The sequence below is a fragment of the Rhizobium sp. TAL182 genome, assembly GCF_002117725.1.
GTDB classification, from domain to species: domain Bacteria; phylum Pseudomonadota; class Alphaproteobacteria; order Rhizobiales; family Rhizobiaceae; genus Rhizobium; species Rhizobium esperanzae.
This window is the reverse complement of sequence record NZ_CP021024.1, coordinates 3,797,388-3,813,128: the sequence shown is the minus strand read 5'-3', so window position 1 is coordinate 3,813,128 and position 15,741 is coordinate 3,797,388. Positions and strand designations below refer to the sequence as shown.

The following is a 15,741-nucleotide window of genomic DNA, read 5'->3' as shown; positions in this document are numbered from 1 at the left end:
ATTTAGCAGATCTGGTCAGTTGTTGCCGAAGGCCGTCTGCAGCAGGGAAAGCTGCGCCTGGACGCTGTTCTGATTGTCATGAACGATCACGGCTTCGGCCGGACGATAGATTTCGCGATCCAGCAGCGCGATGCGGTTCTGCAGGCGCAGGGAGCGCTCGACGAGGTCACGGAAGGATTCCGGCAGATCGCCCCAGCCGGGTGCCGCACGGTCGACGTTGAAGCCGTCGAGGCGGACCTTGTTCTTCTCGGCCAGCACCTGGTCGCGCGACATCTCGCCATTGTTGACGGCGCGCTGCAGCAGCAGCCACGAGGCCATCTGCATCAGGCGGGTGGTCAGCCGCATCGATTCCGCGGCGTAGAGGACGGATGCCATGCGCGGCAGAACCTTGGAGGCTGCGCGGCCTTGGCCGTCGAGATAGGCGGCGGTCTCTTCGACCAGCGACATGCCTTCGGCATAGAGTGCCTTGAACTGTGAGGATGCAGCCGCGCGGCCCGCAAAACTGATCGTGTTCAATCCAACTTCCGACATCGAAATAGTCCCTGTTGCACGCAGCTACTTATGGTCAGGTAACGCCGGGTTTGACGGAAAAGTTTCCGCGTCCGGTCTTTATGACTTTAAGATGGTATCATTAGCGCAAATGCGCAAGCCGTTTCTTAAGAAAGGGTTAATCTCCACAGTTTCATGGAAATGCGCCGGCCGCAGCAAAAAGAAGAGCCGCAAAAGCGGCTCTCAAGGTAAAACAGGGAGAAAAATCAGACCAATTCACCGCGTGGAAAACTGTCTGAGATCCAGAGAAAGCCTGGATGAGTACAGTAATACCTTATAAAGCTTAATATATTATTAACATTGTGCCGAATGAAGACTTGAGGTTGGCTCATTTTGCCTGCCTATGGTCTTGTTTTCGGAGGCTTTTAGCGGATCACGAGCGGAAGAAGCTTTCGGCGGCCTGCCGCCCGGATGCCTTGCGGGCGGCTTCGGCTTCGAGCCGGGCGATCTCGGTTTTCAGCAATTCCACTCGCGCCTTCAGCTCATCCACCGAAAGCATGGAGAGATCGGCTCCGATCTCGTGGGCGGTTTTCTTCTGCGGTCGGTCGTCATCGAAAAAGCTCATCGGTTCTCCTCCTTTTGCTGCCGGCAGCATAATGCCGAAAAACGCGGCCGGTACGGAATCGGAATTTAGGCCGATCCGGCCCAAATCCAGCCTCCCCTCCCATTTTCGTTTTGCGCGAGCCAAGGCGAAAACCGCAGCGCGGCTTTTTGCAGGAAGGCCTAACCGTACTTTACAGCAGGATCGCTGCTTTCGGGAGATTTGCCGCTGCCACGATCGGCTAGCGACATGCTCTGCGGTGTCAGCATCGGCGAAGTGCCGGTCGGGATCGTCGTATAGGCGTCGCGGTCGCTGGCGGGGACGGCGGCGCGGATGCGGCTTCTGATGATGGCATAAACGGTGATCAGCACATGGGCGACGGCGGTGACCAGGAAAAGCGCGTGCGGGGTGATAGCCGACATGACGGGGCCGCCGAGCGTCGGGCCGATGACGGTGCCGATGCCGTAGAGCAGCAGCAGACCGCCGGAAACCTTGACGAAATCCTCCGACGCCGCGAAGTCGTTCGCGTGAGCGACGGCGATCGGATAGAGTGTGTTGGCCACCGCGCCGTAAAGGACAACGAGCCCGATCAGCAAGGCTGGAGATGTCGGGTGAAGCAGAAAGATCAGCAAGCCGGCGATGGCGGCAATCGCCGACAAAGCGGCGAGCACGTAGCGGCGGTCGATACGATCAGAAAGCCTGCCGGCCGGCAGCTGCATCATGGCGCCGGCGAAAATGGTTGCGCTCATCATGACGGCGATACTGGTGTCGGAAAGGCCGGCGCCGGCGCCGAAGACAGCGCCGAGCGTGCCGTAAGCGCCATTGGCAATGCCGACGAGCAGAATGCCGAGGCAGGAAACGGGCGAGTTGCGATAGAGCGCCGGCAGGTCGAGGCGCACGGCCTTCAGCGGCTGCGGTGAGGCCGCGGTCGATAGCGTCGTCGGCAGCATGGCGATGCAATAAAAGATGCCGCAGATCATGAACAGCACCGGCGTGCGCACATCTTCGAGCGGTATCATCATCTGACCGCCGACGACGCCGAGCAGTGTGATGCCGATATAGAGTGAGAAGATCGCACCACGGCTCTCGTTGCTGGCGCGCTCGTTTAGCCAGCTTTCGATGATCATCGACGTGCCGGCAGTGGAGAAGCCGGTCACCGCGCGCAGGATCACCCACCAGAAAGGATCGATGATGATGCCGCTGACCAGCGCGATGATGGCGATGATCGAGATGAAGCCGGAGAAGGCTCTGACATGGCCGACGCGGCGCACCAGTTTCGGCGCCACCAGGCAGCCGATGACGAAGCCGCCCGCCCACGACGTACCGAGCAGGCCGAGCGTCGTCGTGGCGTAGCCTTCGAGATTGCCGCGCACGGGAAGCAGGATGCCCTGCAGACCGTTGCCCATGAAAAGGAAGAGCGTGCCAAAGAGCAGCGCGGCGACGGACAGTAGATTTCTCTTCATTTCCCCAGACTCGGTCTTAAGCGATTTGCGATGGACATAAGGCAAGACCTGCGCCTGCCCAGCCTCAAGATGATTGATTGTGCCCCGGAATATCTTTACGGCGTGTCGAGATCCTCTTGTTCGCGCGGAAAAATGTCCGTCCTGTGACATTCCGAAAAACGGAAAAAATAAAGCATGACAAAGCTGATAGCCTTGCTGCTCATCCTTGCCATGGCGATACAGGTGATCAAGCCGCTCGGCTTTCCCGGCCTCCGGCGGCGCATGGATTTCTGGAAGATCGCGCTGATCGCCTTCGGCGTCTGGGCCCTGGCGCTTTTGTCGCGCGACTTCCTGATGTGAGCTCGCACCAAGCGGGACCGTCAGTCCTGCAGGATGATTTCTCCGCGCATGACGGAAACGCAGCGTCCCGAGATGACAACATCGGTGACGATCCCGCCGGATTTCACGACATCGAGGGCAATGATACTGCGGCGGCCCATTTCGACGCCTTGTTCGATGGTGATGCGGACATCCATATCGGCGTCCGGCGCAAGCGACACCAGATAGGCGCCGAGGGCGGCCGAAGCGCTGCCGGTTGCCGGGTCCTCGGGCACATTGTCGAGGGGCGCGAACATGCGAGCGCGAATGTTCCATGGATTATCGGCCCACCTGGCATAGACGAAGAGCGAAAAGTCGTGGCCGCTCGTCGTCTGACGGCCTGCGGCTGCTTGGAAACCGGCAAGGTTCGGGCGGGCGGCGGCCAGGCTTTCCAGCCCCTTCAATTCGGCGACGGCGAAGTTCAGGCCGACCGAGGCAAAGACCGGCGCGTGGGTAGTGGTGACGATGACGCCCGGATCGAGAGAGATGCAACGGCCAACGGTTTCCGCGGAAATGGTATCGCCGACCGTCAGCGGCTGCGGCGCGCGGATGGCGGCGGCCGCGACCTTTCCGCCGCTGCGTTTCAAATCGACTTCGACGATGCCGGCCTTTTCCTCGAAGCGCAATTTTTCACCGACCGGTCTGCCGAAGAGTTCTGCCTGCTGCCCGAGCACATAGGCGGTGCCGACATTCGGATGGCCGGCGAAGGGGATTTCCATCGTCGGGGTGAAGATGCGCACGCGGGCCGAATTCCCTGGATCTTCCGGCGGCAGGACGAAGGTGACTTCGGAATAGTTGAATTCGGTGGCGATCTTCTGCATCGCCGCATCGCTCAAGCCGCGCGCATCCGAGATGACCGCAAGCGGATTGCCCTCGAAACGGGTGGAGGTGAAGACGTCGACCGTGAGGTAGGAGAGGGGGTTCATGGCGGCTCCCGTTGTGGCAAGCCGCTATGAGTAAGCATGGTTTTTAAGGGAATGAAGCGGTTTCTTGTCGCCGTGACAATGAGAGGGTAAGCGTCTTGCGCGGCCGCACTTATTGTCCACGCAACTTCCCCGGTGGCGATGGGGAGGACTGCGTCTCTCCAGTCTCCTCATTCCTGTGCGCCTCAGGGCTTCGCCCAAGGGACGTCACAGGAAACCAGCCACGGCGCGTCCGAGTGAATCAATACTTCAGGGAAAAGAGCCTATCGCGCCCAACGACTTGGGCGCATTGGATTCCTGTGATGAGCACAGGAATGAGGGAAGCGAGGGGATTGGCGGGAGCGGCAACGCTGCGTTCGCCGCTCCCACCCGGATCCCAAGTCCACAATCAGGCGGCCTGTTCCAGGTCCTTCTTCCAGTTGCCCTTGGCGGCGAGGCTGTTCATCTCGGCGCGGTGGGTGAATTCGCGCTGGCCGGCGGCGACATTTTCCGGCTTGCCGTTCCAGGCCTTGAGGGCGCTGTCCTGCAGGGCGCGGCCATAGGAGAAGGTGACGAGCCAGGGCAGGTCAAAACCATTGATCGCGGAAAGATGCGCGGTCGCCTCTTCCGTGGTCTGGCCGCCGGAGAGGAAAGCGATGCCGGGAACCGCAGACGGGACCGTGCGCTTCAGCACCCGGACGGTCCGCTCGGCAACTTCCTCGACCGAAGCCTTGCGGGCGTTCTTGCCGTCGATGACCATATTGGGCTTCAGGATCATGCCTTCGAGGCTGACGCGGGCTTCGGCCAATTCCTCGAAAACGATCTGAAGCGTGGATTCGGTCACTTCGGCGCAGCGGTCGATATTATGGTCCCCCGGCTTGCCGTCCATCAGGCATTCCGGCTCGACGATCGGTACGATCTTGGCTTCCTGGCAGAGAGCCGCATAGCGGGCGAGCGCCTGAGCGTTGGCACGGACCGAGCCGCGGGTCGGCAGCGAGGACGAGATGGCGATGACGCCGCGCCACTTGGCGAAACGGGCGCCGGCTTCATAATAGCGGGCAAGGCGCTCGCCGAGGCCATCGAGGCCTTCGGTGATGGTTTCGCCGGGGAATTTGGCCATCGGCTTGGCGCCGGTATCGACCTTGATACCGGGAATGGAACCGGCAGCGCGGATGATGTCGACGAAAGGCGTGCCATCGGCCGCCTTCTGGTAGAGCGTCTCCTCGAAGAGAATGACGCCGGAGATATATTTCTTCATCGCCTCGTCGGAGCGGAATAGCATCTCGCGATAGTCGCGACGGCTAGTTTCGGTCGATTCGAGATTGATCGTGTCGAAACGCTTCTTGATGGTGGAGGTCGATTCATCTGCCGCAAGCAGTCCTCGGCCGCCCGCAACCATCTGCACTGCAATGTCTTCCAGTCGTTCGCTCATTCGATCTCTCCACAGCGTTAAACATCGGCGGTTTAAGAATATAGGACGGCGATAACAGAAGTTTATAGTGAGGAAAATGGAAGGCTAAGTCATTGAAACGATTGAAATCAATTCAATCGTTTGAAAAAATGGGATTTTTTTCAGCTCTCGGGCAAAAGACCGCGGAAGGCGTCTCGCCACCGCGGTCTATCCACATGTAAAACCTGCCAAATTGCCTTAGCGGCGCCGCACCGCCTATTGCAAGGTGCGACGCCGAATGCTCTTTTTCGCGCCAAGGCGCTCGGTCTTATCTGGCGGCGTTGAGGACGGCGACGCCAGGAAGTTCCTTGCCTTCCATCCATTCGAGGAAGGCGCCACCGGCGGTCGAGACATAGGTGAAATCGTCGGCAACGCCGGCATGGTTGAGTGCCGAGACGGTATCGCCGCCACCGGCAACCGAGGTGAGCTTTCTGGCTGCAGTGCGCTCAGCGGCATATTTCGCGGCAGCGACCGTTGCGGCATCGAAGGGCTCGATTTCGAAGGCGCCGAGCGGACCGTTCCAGACGAGTGTTGCGGCACGCTCGATCCAGGCGTTGATAGCTTCGACCGATTTAGGCCCGACGTCGAGCACCATGGCATCGGCGGGAATGGCGTTGATATCGACCGTCTCATTGGCGGCACCCGCCTTGAACTCGCGGGCGACGACGCCGTCTTCCGGCAGGATGATGGCGCAGCCTGATGTTGCGGCCTCGATCATGATCTGCTTGGCGGTTTCAGCAAGATCATGCTCGCAGAGCGACTTGCCGACATTGGTGCCACGCGCGGCGATGAAGGTATTGGCCATGCCGCCGCCGATGACGAGTGCATCGACCTTCTTCACAAGATTCATCAAAAGATCGATCTTGGTCGAAACTTTGGCGCCGCCGACGATGGCGACGACGGGGCGGGCGGGATTGCCGAGACCTTTTTCCAGCGCTTCCAGTTCGGCCTGCATGGTGCGGCCGGCATAGGACGGCAGGTGATGGGCAAGGCCTTCGGTGGAAGCATGGGCGCGGTGGGCGGCAGAGAAGGCGTCGTTGACATAGATATCGCCGTTGGCGGCGAGAGCCTTGGTGAAATCAGGATCGTTCTTTTCCTCGCCCTTGTGGAAGCGGGTGTTTTCCAGCAGCAGAATATCGCCATTATTCATTCCGGCAACGGCGGAGGCGGCGGCTTCGCCGATGCAGTCGGAGGCCGTCAGCACCGCGTGATCGAGCACCTCCTTGACGGAAGGGGCGATCAGCGACAGCGAGAGATCCGGCGACGGACCGTCCTTCGGCCGGCCGAAATGGGCAAGCAGGATCACCTTGGCGCCCTTGCCCGACAGTTCGAGGATCGTCGGCGCCACACGCTCGATGCGCGTCGTATCGGTGACCTTGCCGTCCTTGACCGGGACGTTGAGGTCGACGCGGATGAGCACGCGCTTGCCGCTGATGTCGGAAAGATCGTCGAGGGTCTTGAAAGAAGGCATGGGGAAGATCCAGTCTTGGTTGGCGGAAGTCGCGCCGACCATAGCAAGGATCATTCGAGACGCAAGGCGTTCAACGGCCGTTTTCGCGTCTGGCTTCGTCGCCTCCGGCCGACGCTTTCGGCATGGTTTCGGAGGCCGCCGCTTCGCGGTTGCGGCGTCCGTTCAACCTATTGTGGATGCGCTGGATAATGTCCTTGAGATTGATGAAGATCGGCAGGGTGGTGGCCGGTTCGACCGCTTCGAGCGACATGCCCACGGAGGTGACGTGGTCGTGCTCGTCGAGATCACGGACGATGAGGATGATCGAGCCGAGACGGACGCGGTCGGCATAATCGGCCTTGCCGCCGAGGCGCTGCCGCATCAATTCCGCAATCGTCAGGCCTTTCTCGGATTCGTTGAGCAGGCCGGGCCCATAGGCGGCATCGAGATCGGCGGCAGGGCGGGCGGGCGAGAGCGCGAAGGCGCCGAAGAATTCGGCATCATCCTCATCGACCGGCGCACGGCTGGCGAAGAGCCGGTCGAGCAGGCGGGAATAGCTCGGCACGATGAAGAGATAAACCAGATCGTTTTCGCGCAGCCGCCCGGCATATTGATAACGCATTGACTTGCCGTCGCGGATGACAAGCGACGGGGTGGCCCAGCGTGGAATGCGCTCGCCGCGCAGCACCGGACTGTCCTTGATGACTCGGTAGGAGAGCAGTTCATGGTTGGCGGCGCCCGGAAGGTCGACCTCGACCTTGTCGACGGCGCCGATGCGCGGCGGAATGATCAGGCCGAGCTTCTTGGCGATCGGCTTGATCGTCCAGCCCTGGACGAGCAGGGAGACCAACACGATGATGAAGGCGGTGTTGAAAAAGAGCTGGCCGTTTTCCAGGCCGCCGAGGATGGGCATGATCGCAAGCAGAATGGAGACGGCACCGCGCAGGCCGACCCAGGCGACGAAACCGATCTCCTGCTGCGTATAATCGAACGGAAGCAGCGACAGCCAGATTGCCAGCGGGCGGGCAATGAAGATCAGGAAGAGGGCAAGCAGGATCGCCGGCACGATGATGGCGGGAAATTGTGATGGCGTGGCGAGCAGGCCGAGCACCAGGAACATGATAATCTGCGCCAGCCAGGTCATGCCGTCCTGGAAGCGTTTGATGGTGCCGAGCGCCTGCATTCGCCGGTTTCCGGCGTAGATGCCGGCGACATAGACGGCGAGGAAGCCGCTGCCGCCGACCGCACCGGCGAAGGAGAAGACGAGAAGGGCAAGCGCCAGCACGAAGATCGGCGTCAGGCCGCGATCGGTGTCGAGCCTGCTGACGATCAGCACGATCATCATGCCGCCGAGCAGACCGAGGATGACGCCGAGCCCCATCTGCTGCACGAACATGGCGAGCATGCCGATATTGATGCCGGCATAACGCTCGCCGCTCGCCAGGACCTCGACGAGGGCGATGGTGAGGAAGATCGCCATCGGATCGTTGGTGCCGGATTCGACTTCCAGCGTCGAGCGCACCTTGTCGCGGATGTTGATGCCGCCGATGCGTAGCAGGAAGAAGACGGCGGCGGCATCCGTCGAGGCGACGATCGAACCGAGCAGCAGGCCTTCGAGCCAGGTGAAGTTCAACAGCCACATGGCAGCGACGGCAAAGAGCGAGGCGGTGATCAGAACGCCGACCGAGGCGAGCGTCAAAGAAGGCACTGCTGCGAGCCGAAACGCCTGCATCGGCGTGCCGAAGCCGGAATCGAACAGGATGACGGCCAGCGCGATGGAGCCGAGAATATAGGCCAGATAGTTGTTGCTGAATTCGATGCCGAGGCCGTCGACGCCGGCGGCAAGGCCGATCATCAGAAACAGCAGAAGCAGCGGGGCGCCGAAGCGGAAGGCGAGCAGGCTCGAAAAAGCGGCAAGAAGCACGAGCGCCGTCGCGACCAGCACTACGATATAAAACGCTTCCATGCCCACCCCTTTCCATCGAATGCTTCGCGGATGCGGCCACCGCCGACCGATCCGCCCGTCTCAACCCCTCCGCCACGCGCGTCGATCCATCAGTAAACGGCAAAACGGCAGAGAAGGGTAGGCCTTGCGGCTTAACCTCGTCTCGTGCTGCATCATGCTGCTGAACGGTTGCCGGACGGCCACCGACACGGAAATGCTACGGGAGAAACTCTCGACAAAGAATGTATAGGAAAATCAGGCAACAGCAGGGCGAAAGACGGGAAGATCGATTTTTCCTGCGGGTATCCGCAAACCGCAGCAGGATAGACACATTCCTTCATGCGGCCGTCAGAACACTGCCTGAAGTATGATGACGGCGAGGAACGAAAGACCGATGAACGCGGCAACCCGGGCGGCCAGACGATTAGCCTTAGCCAACACGGCGGGTTTGACGTCCCGCTTGGGATGAAACCGCTGCCGCCGCTTCAGGGTGGTTTGGGACAAGCGTTTTTGAGCCTCTGCCATTTATCGCCTCCACTTGGATCATCTCAGCCATTGTGCAGCGTTATTGCATTTCCTCAGTTTATCACGCTTGGCCAGCGGATTGCCAACCGTGTTCCGTTCTTCGGCCGCAGCGAACCCGTCGCTTCGAAATGGCTTTCACTGTCAGTCTTCGGTGTCCTCGCCCTCGTCGGTGAGGTCTTCGACCGGCACCAGGAAAACGACGAACTCATCGTCGATGGTCCTTTCCGGATCGTCATCGAATTCATAGGCGTGTTCGACTTCGCTGGCTTCCTCAGCCGTCGCTTTGCGCAGGCTGAGCGTCGCCTTCCGGTCCCACAGGGGCTTGCCCTCGGATTCTAGAATGGTCAGGTCGTCGCGAAAATCTTCCGCTTCGAAGAAATGCGTCGCTTCCTCATGGTTCTTCGAGCGAAAGCTGGCGACGGCGCGGCCGGCGATTTCAACGGTAAAGTAATCCATCCATCCCTCTTTATCTCCTCCGGATGGCAACACGGCCCGGGGGGTCATCAACGATGCCATGACTGGCTTCACACGCCTATAACAAAAACGGCCCGGTTTCCCGGGCCGTTCATGATTTTCAATGATCCACCGCTCAGATGAGCTTGGCGAAAGCGACGGCCGTGTCCGACATGCGGCTGGAGAAGCCCCACTCGTTGTCGTACCAGGACAGGACGCGCACGAAATTGCCTTCCATGACCTTGGTCTGATCGGTTGCGAAGATCGAGGAGTGGCTGTCGTGGTTGAAATCGCGGGAGACGAGCGGCTCGTCGGTGTAGCCGAGGATGCCCTTGAGCTTGCCGTTGGAGGCAGCCTTGATGGCTTCGTTGATTTCGCCGACCGTGGTGGCCTTCTTGGAAACGAACTTGAAGTCGACGACCGAGACGTTCGGGGTGGGAACGCGGATCGAGGTGCCGTCGAGCTTGCCCTTGAGGTGCGGCAGCACGAGGCCGACGGCCTTGGCGGCGCCCGTCGAGGTCGGGATCATCGAGAGAGCGGCAGCGCGGGCGCGATACAGATCCTTGTGCATCGTGTCGAGCGTCGGCTGGTCGCCGGTGTAGGAGTGGATCGTCGTCATGAAGCCGTGGTCGATGCCGACGGCGTCGTCGAGAATCTTGACGACCGGAACCAGGCAGTTGGTGGTGCAGGAGGCGTTGGAGATGACCATGTGCTCCTTGGTGAGCTGGTCATGGTTGACGCCGTAGACGACGGTGAGATCAGCGCCGTCGGCGGGAGCCGAGACGAGGACGCGCTTGGCGCCGGCCGTCAGATGGGCGGCGGCCTTGTCGCGGGCGGTGAAGATGCCGGTGCATTCCATGGCGATATCGACGCCGAGCTCGCGGTGCGGCAGCGTTGCCGGATCCTTGATCGCGGTGACCTTGATCGGCTTGCCGCCGCCGACGATGATCGTATCGCCTTCGACCTTCACTTCGGCCGGGAACTTGCCGTGGATCGAGTCGTAACGCAGCAGATGGGCATTGGTCTCGACCGGGCCGAGGTCGTTGATGGCGACGACCTCGATGTCAGTGCGGCCGGATTCGACGATAGCGCGGAGGACGTTACGGCCGATACGGCCGAAACCATTGATGGCAACCTTGACTGTCATGTTCATTCACTCCCGATAGAATAGGGCCCGATAGAGAGGGCCTGGAATTGAGGAGATGGAGAGCGCCTCAAGGCGCCCTCTTTAAAGCTTTGCTTCGGCAGCCGCAACGACGGCGTCGGCGGTGATGCCGAAATGCTTGTAAACGTCCTTCACCGGACCGGAAGCGCCGAAGCTCTTCATGCCGATGAAAGTGCCTTCCGGTCCGATGAAGGCGTCCCAGCCCTCGCGGACGGCGGCTTCGACGGCGATCTTGACCGGGGAGTTGCCGAGCACTTGCTTGCGATAGGCTTCCGGCTGTTCGAAGAACAGTTCGGTGCAGGGCACCGAGACAACGCGGACCGAAACACCCTTGGCTTCAAGGGCTGCGCGGGCGGCCACGGCGATTTCGACTTCCGAGCCGGAAGCGAAGATCGTCACCTTGGCGTCGGCATTGCCGGCGAGCGTATAGGCGCCCTGTTCGCAGAGGTTCTTTTCGGTGTATTCAGTGCGGGCCGGGCTGAGGTTCTGACGGGTCAGGGCAAGGCCCGACGGACGGTTGTGGGTCTTGATGGCGATTTGCCAGCATTCCGCCGTTTCCGTGGCGTCGGCCGGACGGAAGACCAGCAGGTTGGGGATGGCGCGCAAGCCGGCGAGCTGTTCGACGGGCTGGTGCGTCGGGCCGTCTTCTCCGACGCCAATCGAGTCATGCGTCAGAACGTGGATGACGCGGATGCCCATCAGTGCAGCGAGGCGGATCGGCGGGCGGCAGTAATCCGAGAAAATCAGGAAGCCGCCGCTATAGGGAATGAGGCCGCCATGCAGCGCAATGCCGTTCATGGCTGACGCCATGCCGTGCTCGCGGATGCCCCAGTGCACGTAACGGCCGGCGAAATCCGTCGGCGTGATCGAGTGCATCTGGCTGGTCTTGGTGTTGTTCGACGGCGTCAGGTCGGCGGAACCGCCAAGCGTCTCCGGCACGAAGCCGTTGATGATCTCCAGCGCGTCTTCGGATGCCTTGCGGGTTGCGACCGTCGGCCTGGTCTCGGCCAGCTTCTTCTTATATGCGCTGATCGCGGCATCGAAACCTTCCGGCAGGTCGCCTGCCATACGGCGGGAGAATTCCGCTCTTACCGGCGATCTGGACAGAGTTTCTTCCCATGCCTTGACGACATTGTCGGAACGGGTGCCGGCTGCGCGCCATGCATCGAGAACGTCCGAGGGAACGACGAAGGGCTCGTAATCCCAGTTCAGCGCCCTACGGGTGGCGGCGATCTCGTCGGCGCCGAGCGGGCTGCCGTGAACCTTGTGGCTGCCGGCCTTGTTCGGGGCGCCGAAGCCGATCACCGTCTTGCAGGCGATGAAGGTCGGGCGATCAGACTTGTGGGCGGCCTCGATTGCATCGGCGATGGCGGCCTGATCGTGGCCATCGATCTCGATCGTATTCCAGTGAACGGCCTTGAAGCGGGCGATCTGATCGGTCGAATCCGACAGCGAAACGGCGCCGTCGATGGTGATCGAGTTGTTATCCCAGAAGAGGATCAGCTTGTTGAGCTTCAGGTGGCCGGCAAGGGCGATGGCTTCATGGCTGATGCCTTCCATCAGGCAGCCGTCGCCATTGATGACATAGGTGTAGTGGTCCTGGAGATCCGCACCGAATTCGTCGCGCAGCTTGCGTTCGGCGATCGCCATGCCGACGGCATTGGCGATGCCCTGACCGAGGGGGCCGGTGGTGGTCTCGATGCCGGTTGCGTGGCCGTATTCGGGGTGGCCGGCGGTCTTGGAGCCGACCTGACGGAACTGCTTCAGGTCCTCGATCGTCATGTCGGGATAACCGGTCAGATACAGCAGCGAATAGAGCAGCATCGAGCCATGGCCGGCCGACAGCACGAAGCGGTCGCGGTTCGGCCAATGCGGCTTCTTGGGGTCGAAGCGCAGATATTTGGTGAACAGGACCGTCGCCACGTCAGCCATGCCCATCGGCATACCAGGGTGGCCGGAATTCGCCTTTTCAACGGCGTCCATGGCGAGGAAACGGATCGCGTTCGCCATCCGGTCGTTTTGTTGGAGAGAGGTCATAGCTTTTCTGCAAGCTCCGGGTGTCGGGGGATGGCCTCGAGCCTCCAAGACCATCGAGTGAAAGCGGCTGACACATAGCAGTTGGGGCTGGCGAGTCAATCAATGGCGGGCCAAATCCCAGCGGCCTGCGGCAATTTTTTGACATTTGATCGCGCGACTTTACAAAAGACCAAGCCGGCGCGGCGGGCCTGCCCAACACGTTCATCCACAGATAGGCAGGCTGCCGGGTGACGGGATTTATTGACGGGCCGTTGGCGAGCTGCATATCCTCTTGAAATCACAAGATCGGCAGATGTGGCCGATTCGCAGGTCCTGCACGGGAATCGGAAAGGCATGATGCCCACAGGCAAAACCATGGAAGCAGCGCTCGACGAATTGAGACAGGCGATTTCGAGTCTCGAAAACGCCGTCGACATGCGCATCGAGCGTCAGCGAGAGCAGGGTGAGATTGAGGGCGAGGTGCGACGTGTGCATGCCGACCGCTCCCGTCTGGCCCAGGAGCTCGACCAGGCCGAATTTCGCGCCAACCGGCTGGAAGAGGTCAATCGTGAGGTATCGCGGCGGCTGGTGACGGCCATGGAGACGATCCGCGCGGTTCTGGACCGCTGATGAGAGAGATTTGATATGGCGCAAGTGACGGTAACGATCGACGGCAAGGCCTATCGCATGGCCTGCGAGGAAGGGCAGGAGGATCATCTGACCGATCTCGCCACCCGTTTCGACCGCTATGTCGGGCATCTCAAGGGCCAGTTCGGTGAGATCGGCGATCTCAGGATCACCGTCATGGCCGGCATCATGATCATGGATGAGATTGCCGAGCTGACGCGCCGCATCGCGGGGCTGGAAACTGAGCTGGAGTCGCTGCGCGGCAACCGCGACACCGTGCTTGCCGCGACCGCCCGCACAGAGGAAACGCTGGCGGCGGCGCTCGGCGAGGTTTCGAGCCGCATTCGCGGCATCACCGACAAGCTGAATGGCCGGGCCGCTCCCGAACTCAATTGATGTCAATTAAATAAAAACGGGCTGTCGTCGCCACTGGCGCGTCGATGCAAACGACCTTATATATCGCGATGCGGTCTGCGCCTCTCGACAGGAACCACAATCCCTGGGGCCATACTCGATCCAAAGGGAGCTGTCCCTGTCCGGGCTCGTGGGCCTGGACACACGGTGCCCACCTACGTTTGTAGGCGCCCAGGATCGTAAACATCCATCGGTCGTCGTGGATCGCACCTTTTCCGTTCATCATCGACGAAGACGCTGGATCACGGGCAAACGCGGCTCGCGCGTCCGCCCCTCGTGGCGCGCAGTTACTTCTTCAAGCCGGGAAGCGTCACCTGGAAAACCTGGAACATGGTGTCCACGTCGGCGCCGCCGTCAGCCTTATAGGCGGCCCCCACCTGAAAGCCATCTTGCGTCAGGAAGTCGTTGTCGTTGGCGACGAACAGGAAGTAATCGTCCGGCAGCTTCGGGTCGAGGACACTTGCCAGACCCATGGCTTCCCATTTTTCCGATAGATCGTTCCTGTCGTTCGGCGCACCGTTGTGCAGGCCGAAGCGGCCAAGCTCTGCCTCGTCGTTGAGGTCGATAAACGGCGTCAGCGTCGCCGGCGTCAGCGACGGGTCGAGGACACCTTTCGGTGCGACCGCCTTGCCGGCGTCGAAATCGCTGCCGGCGATATCGGTCGCGGCGGATAAGTCGACGATGTCGATCTTGCGATACAGAGATTTGTCCCCCTTCACGCCCTGGCCGTTGCCGCTGTCACGGGCAAGCATCAGGAAGGTCTTGTCGGAAAGGGCGACGATCTCGCTCTCGGCGGCGATCGTCGTCTTGCCCTTGGCGTCCTTGAAGACCGGCAGCGGCACGACATATTCGTGCACCAGCTTCAGATGATCGGGATCGGCGGCGTCATAGATCATGGCGCGGGTATTCTGGCGGGTCGAGCCTGAATCGCCGCCGTCCTGGCGGGCCGCCGACTGCAGTACGGCAATGATAAACTTGCCGTCGGGCGTCATTGCCATGCCTTCGAGACCCTGGTTGTTCTGGCGGCCGGTTTCGGGGTCCTTCGGATCGGGAGCGGACCCGCCGGGACCGGGATTGTTTGAGGCGAAGCTCAGCGCACCCTTGCGCATCGGCAGAAGCGCCTTCGGCGGCTGGGTGGCTGAAAGCAAGTGGCCATCGGCGGAGAAGCGATAGATATAGGGGCCGTATTCGTCGCTGACGAACATAGTGCCGTCGGCCATGCGGATGATCGCCTCATCGTCGAGGGCGATCTTGCCGTTCGCCGCCTGCGGCAGCGGCGGGAAGTTGCCCGCAGCGGCGCGGACGCCGGATTCCGGGTCGAGACCGGTCGTGTTCGCGCCCTTGTCGTCAAGAAAGAACATGGAATCGACGAGTTTCGCCTCGACGCCCGATTGCTCCTTGCCGGCCTCGGGAGCCGCGCCTGGCGCGGTCGGGGTCAGAATGATCGAGAGGGTGTTCAGGCGCGGGTGGTAGTCGACAGTGCCGGCGACATTGTAACCACGGTCGGGCAAAAGGTAGAGCGTGCCCTTATAGCTGGCGCCATCCCGACTCCAGGCGGCGGCGTCGACCGCCATGCCGGAGCCGGAGCCGAAGGTTTCACCGAATTTATCGCGCTGGTTGGCCGGAATGCGGCCGACGCCGACCAGGCCCTTATTGACGAAACCGGCGGAATTCTCCGCCCTTGCCATGACGGGAATGGCGGCGGATGTCGCGAGAACTGCGGCGAACAGCCGCGATGCATATGGTCTGACGTTCTTCATGAAATAGCCTCTCGGTCAAAAGCGTTCCTGCAACGGTTCCCGCCCGCAAGCTGGACACCGTTTCGAATGACATTCCTCGGCTTCGGGATCGATTCCTCAGAACGGAACACGCCCGGATTTCGCC

At 61.2% G+C, this 15,741-nt stretch carries 15 protein-coding genes and 1 other RNA gene; 4 read left to right on the top strand and 12 right to left on the bottom strand.

The window, feature by feature from the left end:
- Nucleotides 1-15: 15 nt before the first annotated feature.
- The 3 genes from Tal182_RS19110 to Tal182_RS19100 all read right to left on the bottom strand — a co-directional run bounded on the left by Tal182_RS19110 (nt 16) and on the right by Tal182_RS19100 (nt 2,553).
- The gene (locus Tal182_RS19110) at nt 16-531 is read right to left on the bottom strand and encodes a DUF1465 family protein (protein ID WP_004679442.1); all 516 of its coding nucleotides are present in this window, start codon (nt 529-531) and stop codon (nt 16-18) included.
- Between the two features lie 391 nt (nt 532-922).
- On the bottom strand, nt 923-1,114 hold the full coding sequence (locus Tal182_RS19105; protein ID WP_064811757.1) for a DUF1192 domain-containing protein: 192 nt from the start codon (nt 1,112-1,114) through the stop codon (nt 923-925).
- 158 nt (nt 1,115-1,272) lie between these two features.
- Nucleotides 1,273-2,553: an MFS transporter gene (locus Tal182_RS19100; RefSeq protein ID WP_064811291.1), complete on the bottom strand. Its 1,281-nt coding sequence runs from the start codon at nt 2,551-2,553 to the stop codon at nt 1,273-1,275.
- Between the two features lie 174 nt (nt 2,554-2,727).
- Between Tal182_RS19100 and Tal182_RS32335 the strand changes: the two genes are divergently transcribed.
- Nucleotides 2,728-2,892, top strand: coding sequence for a hypothetical protein (locus Tal182_RS32335; RefSeq protein ID WP_012485131.1), 165 nt, complete (start codon nt 2,728-2,730; stop codon nt 2,890-2,892).
- Nucleotides 2,893-2,912: 20 nt separating this feature from the next.
- Here the strand turns inward: Tal182_RS32335 and Tal182_RS19095 are convergent, their stop codons facing one another.
- The 8 genes from Tal182_RS19095 to tkt form a co-directional block, all read right to left on the bottom strand.
- Nucleotides 2,913-3,836 (bottom strand): PhzF family phenazine biosynthesis protein, encoded by a 924-nt coding sequence (locus Tal182_RS19095; protein ID WP_085860413.1) that lies wholly within the window; start codon nt 3,834-3,836, stop codon nt 2,913-2,915.
- A gap of 385 nt (nt 3,837-4,221) precedes the next feature.
- Complete coding sequence (locus Tal182_RS19090; protein WP_064811289.1) at nt 4,222-5,244, bottom strand: class I fructose-bisphosphate aldolase; 1,023 nt, start codon at nt 5,242-5,244, stop codon at nt 4,222-4,224.
- Between the two features lie 286 nt (nt 5,245-5,530).
- Complete coding sequence (locus tag Tal182_RS19085) at nt 5,531-6,733, bottom strand: phosphoglycerate kinase (RefSeq protein ID WP_170965852.1); 1,203 nt, start codon at nt 6,731-6,733, stop codon at nt 5,531-5,533.
- A 70-nt stretch (nt 6,734-6,803) separates the two neighbouring features.
- On the bottom strand, nt 6,804-8,678 hold the full coding sequence (locus Tal182_RS19080) for a potassium/proton antiporter (protein WP_085860411.1): 1,875 nt from the start codon (nt 8,676-8,678) through the stop codon (nt 6,804-6,806).
- A 327-nt stretch (nt 8,679-9,005) separates the two neighbouring features.
- The gene (locus tag Tal182_RS32330; protein WP_164517807.1) at nt 9,006-9,182 is read right to left on the bottom strand and encodes a hypothetical protein; all 177 of its coding nucleotides are present in this window, start codon (nt 9,180-9,182) and stop codon (nt 9,006-9,008) included.
- Nucleotides 9,183-9,323: 141 nt separating this feature from the next.
- Nucleotides 9,324-9,638 (bottom strand): hypothetical protein, encoded by a 315-nt coding sequence (locus Tal182_RS19075; protein WP_064712150.1) that lies wholly within the window; start codon nt 9,636-9,638, stop codon nt 9,324-9,326.
- Nucleotides 9,639-9,771: 133 nt separating this feature from the next.
- Complete coding sequence (gap, locus tag Tal182_RS19070) at nt 9,772-10,782, bottom strand: type I glyceraldehyde-3-phosphate dehydrogenase (protein WP_064811756.1); 1,011 nt, start codon at nt 10,780-10,782, stop codon at nt 9,772-9,774.
- An 81-nt stretch (nt 10,783-10,863) separates the two neighbouring features.
- A complete protein-coding gene (gene tkt / locus Tal182_RS19065; protein WP_085860410.1) occupies nt 10,864-12,837 on the bottom strand; it encodes a transketolase in 1,974 nt (657 codons plus the stop codon).
- Between the two features lie 333 nt (nt 12,838-13,170).
- On the opposite strand from tkt, the gene Tal182_RS19060 reads away from it, so the two are divergent.
- The 3 genes from Tal182_RS19060 (at nt 13,171) to ssrS (ending at nt 14,067) form a co-directional block, all read left to right on the top strand.
- Nucleotides 13,171-13,446: a DUF4164 domain-containing protein gene (locus tag Tal182_RS19060; protein ID WP_011426717.1), complete on the top strand. Its 276-nt coding sequence runs from the start codon at nt 13,171-13,173 to the stop codon at nt 13,444-13,446.
- A gap of 15 nt (nt 13,447-13,461) precedes the next feature.
- Nucleotides 13,462-13,839 (top strand): cell division protein ZapA, encoded by a 378-nt coding sequence (locus tag Tal182_RS19055; RefSeq protein WP_064811285.1) that lies wholly within the window; start codon nt 13,462-13,464, stop codon nt 13,837-13,839.
- A 69-nt stretch (nt 13,840-13,908) separates the two neighbouring features.
- Nucleotides 13,909-14,067, top strand: a non-coding RNA gene (gene ssrS / locus Tal182_RS19050) — 6S RNA.
- 77 nt (nt 14,068-14,144) lie between these two features.
- Here the strand turns inward: ssrS and Tal182_RS19045 are convergent.
- Nucleotides 14,145-15,617 (bottom strand): esterase-like activity of phytase family protein, encoded by a 1,473-nt coding sequence (locus Tal182_RS19045; RefSeq protein WP_085860409.1) that lies wholly within the window; start codon nt 15,615-15,617, stop codon nt 14,145-14,147.
- Nucleotides 15,618-15,741: the final 124 nt, after the last annotated feature.

Excerpts from the sequence above, each read along its gene's own strand:
- Tal182_RS19110 (WP_004679442.1), bottom strand. The coding sequence starts at position 531 with ATGTCGGAAGTTGGATTGAACACGATCAGTTTTGCGGGCCGCGCGGCT.
- Tal182_RS19105 (WP_064811757.1), bottom strand. The coding sequence starts at position 1,114 with ATGAGCTTTTTCGATGACGACCGACCGCAGAAGAAAACCGCCCACGAG.
- Tal182_RS19100 (WP_064811291.1), bottom strand. The coding sequence starts at position 2,553 with ATGAAGAGAAATCTACTGTCCGTCGCCGCGCTGCTCTTTGGCACGCTC.
- Tal182_RS32335 (WP_012485131.1), top strand. The coding sequence starts at position 2,728 with ATGACAAAGCTGATAGCCTTGCTGCTCATCCTTGCCATGGCGATACAG.
- Tal182_RS19095 (WP_085860413.1), bottom strand. The coding sequence starts at position 3,836 with ATGAACCCCCTCTCCTACCTCACGGTCGACGTCTTCACCTCCACCCGT.
- Tal182_RS19090 (WP_064811289.1), bottom strand. The coding sequence starts at position 5,244 with ATGAGCGAACGACTGGAAGACATTGCAGTGCAGATGGTTGCGGGCGGC.
- Tal182_RS19085 (WP_170965852.1), bottom strand. The coding sequence starts at position 6,733 with ATGCCTTCTTTCAAGACCCTCGACGATCTTTCCGACATCAGCGGCAAG.
- Tal182_RS19080 (WP_085860411.1), bottom strand. The coding sequence starts at position 8,678 with ATGGAAGCGTTTTATATCGTAGTGCTGGTCGCGACGGCGCTCGTGCTT.
- Tal182_RS32330 (WP_164517807.1), bottom strand. The coding sequence starts at position 9,182 with ATGGCAGAGGCTCAAAAACGCTTGTCCCAAACCACCCTGAAGCGGCGG.
- Tal182_RS19075 (WP_064712150.1), bottom strand. The coding sequence starts at position 9,638 with ATGGATTACTTTACCGTTGAAATCGCCGGCCGCGCCGTCGCCAGCTTT.
- gap (WP_064811756.1), bottom strand. The coding sequence starts at position 10,782 with ATGACAGTCAAGGTTGCCATCAATGGTTTCGGCCGTATCGGCCGTAAC.
- tkt (WP_085860410.1), bottom strand. The coding sequence starts at position 12,837 with ATGACCTCTCTCCAACAAAACGACCGGATGGCGAACGCGATCCGTTTC.
- Tal182_RS19060 (WP_011426717.1), top strand. The coding sequence starts at position 13,171 with ATGATGCCCACAGGCAAAACCATGGAAGCAGCGCTCGACGAATTGAGA.
- Tal182_RS19055 (WP_064811285.1), top strand. The coding sequence starts at position 13,462 with ATGGCGCAAGTGACGGTAACGATCGACGGCAAGGCCTATCGCATGGCC.
- Tal182_RS19045 (WP_085860409.1), bottom strand. The coding sequence starts at position 15,617 with ATGAAGAACGTCAGACCATATGCATCGCGGCTGTTCGCCGCAGTTCTC.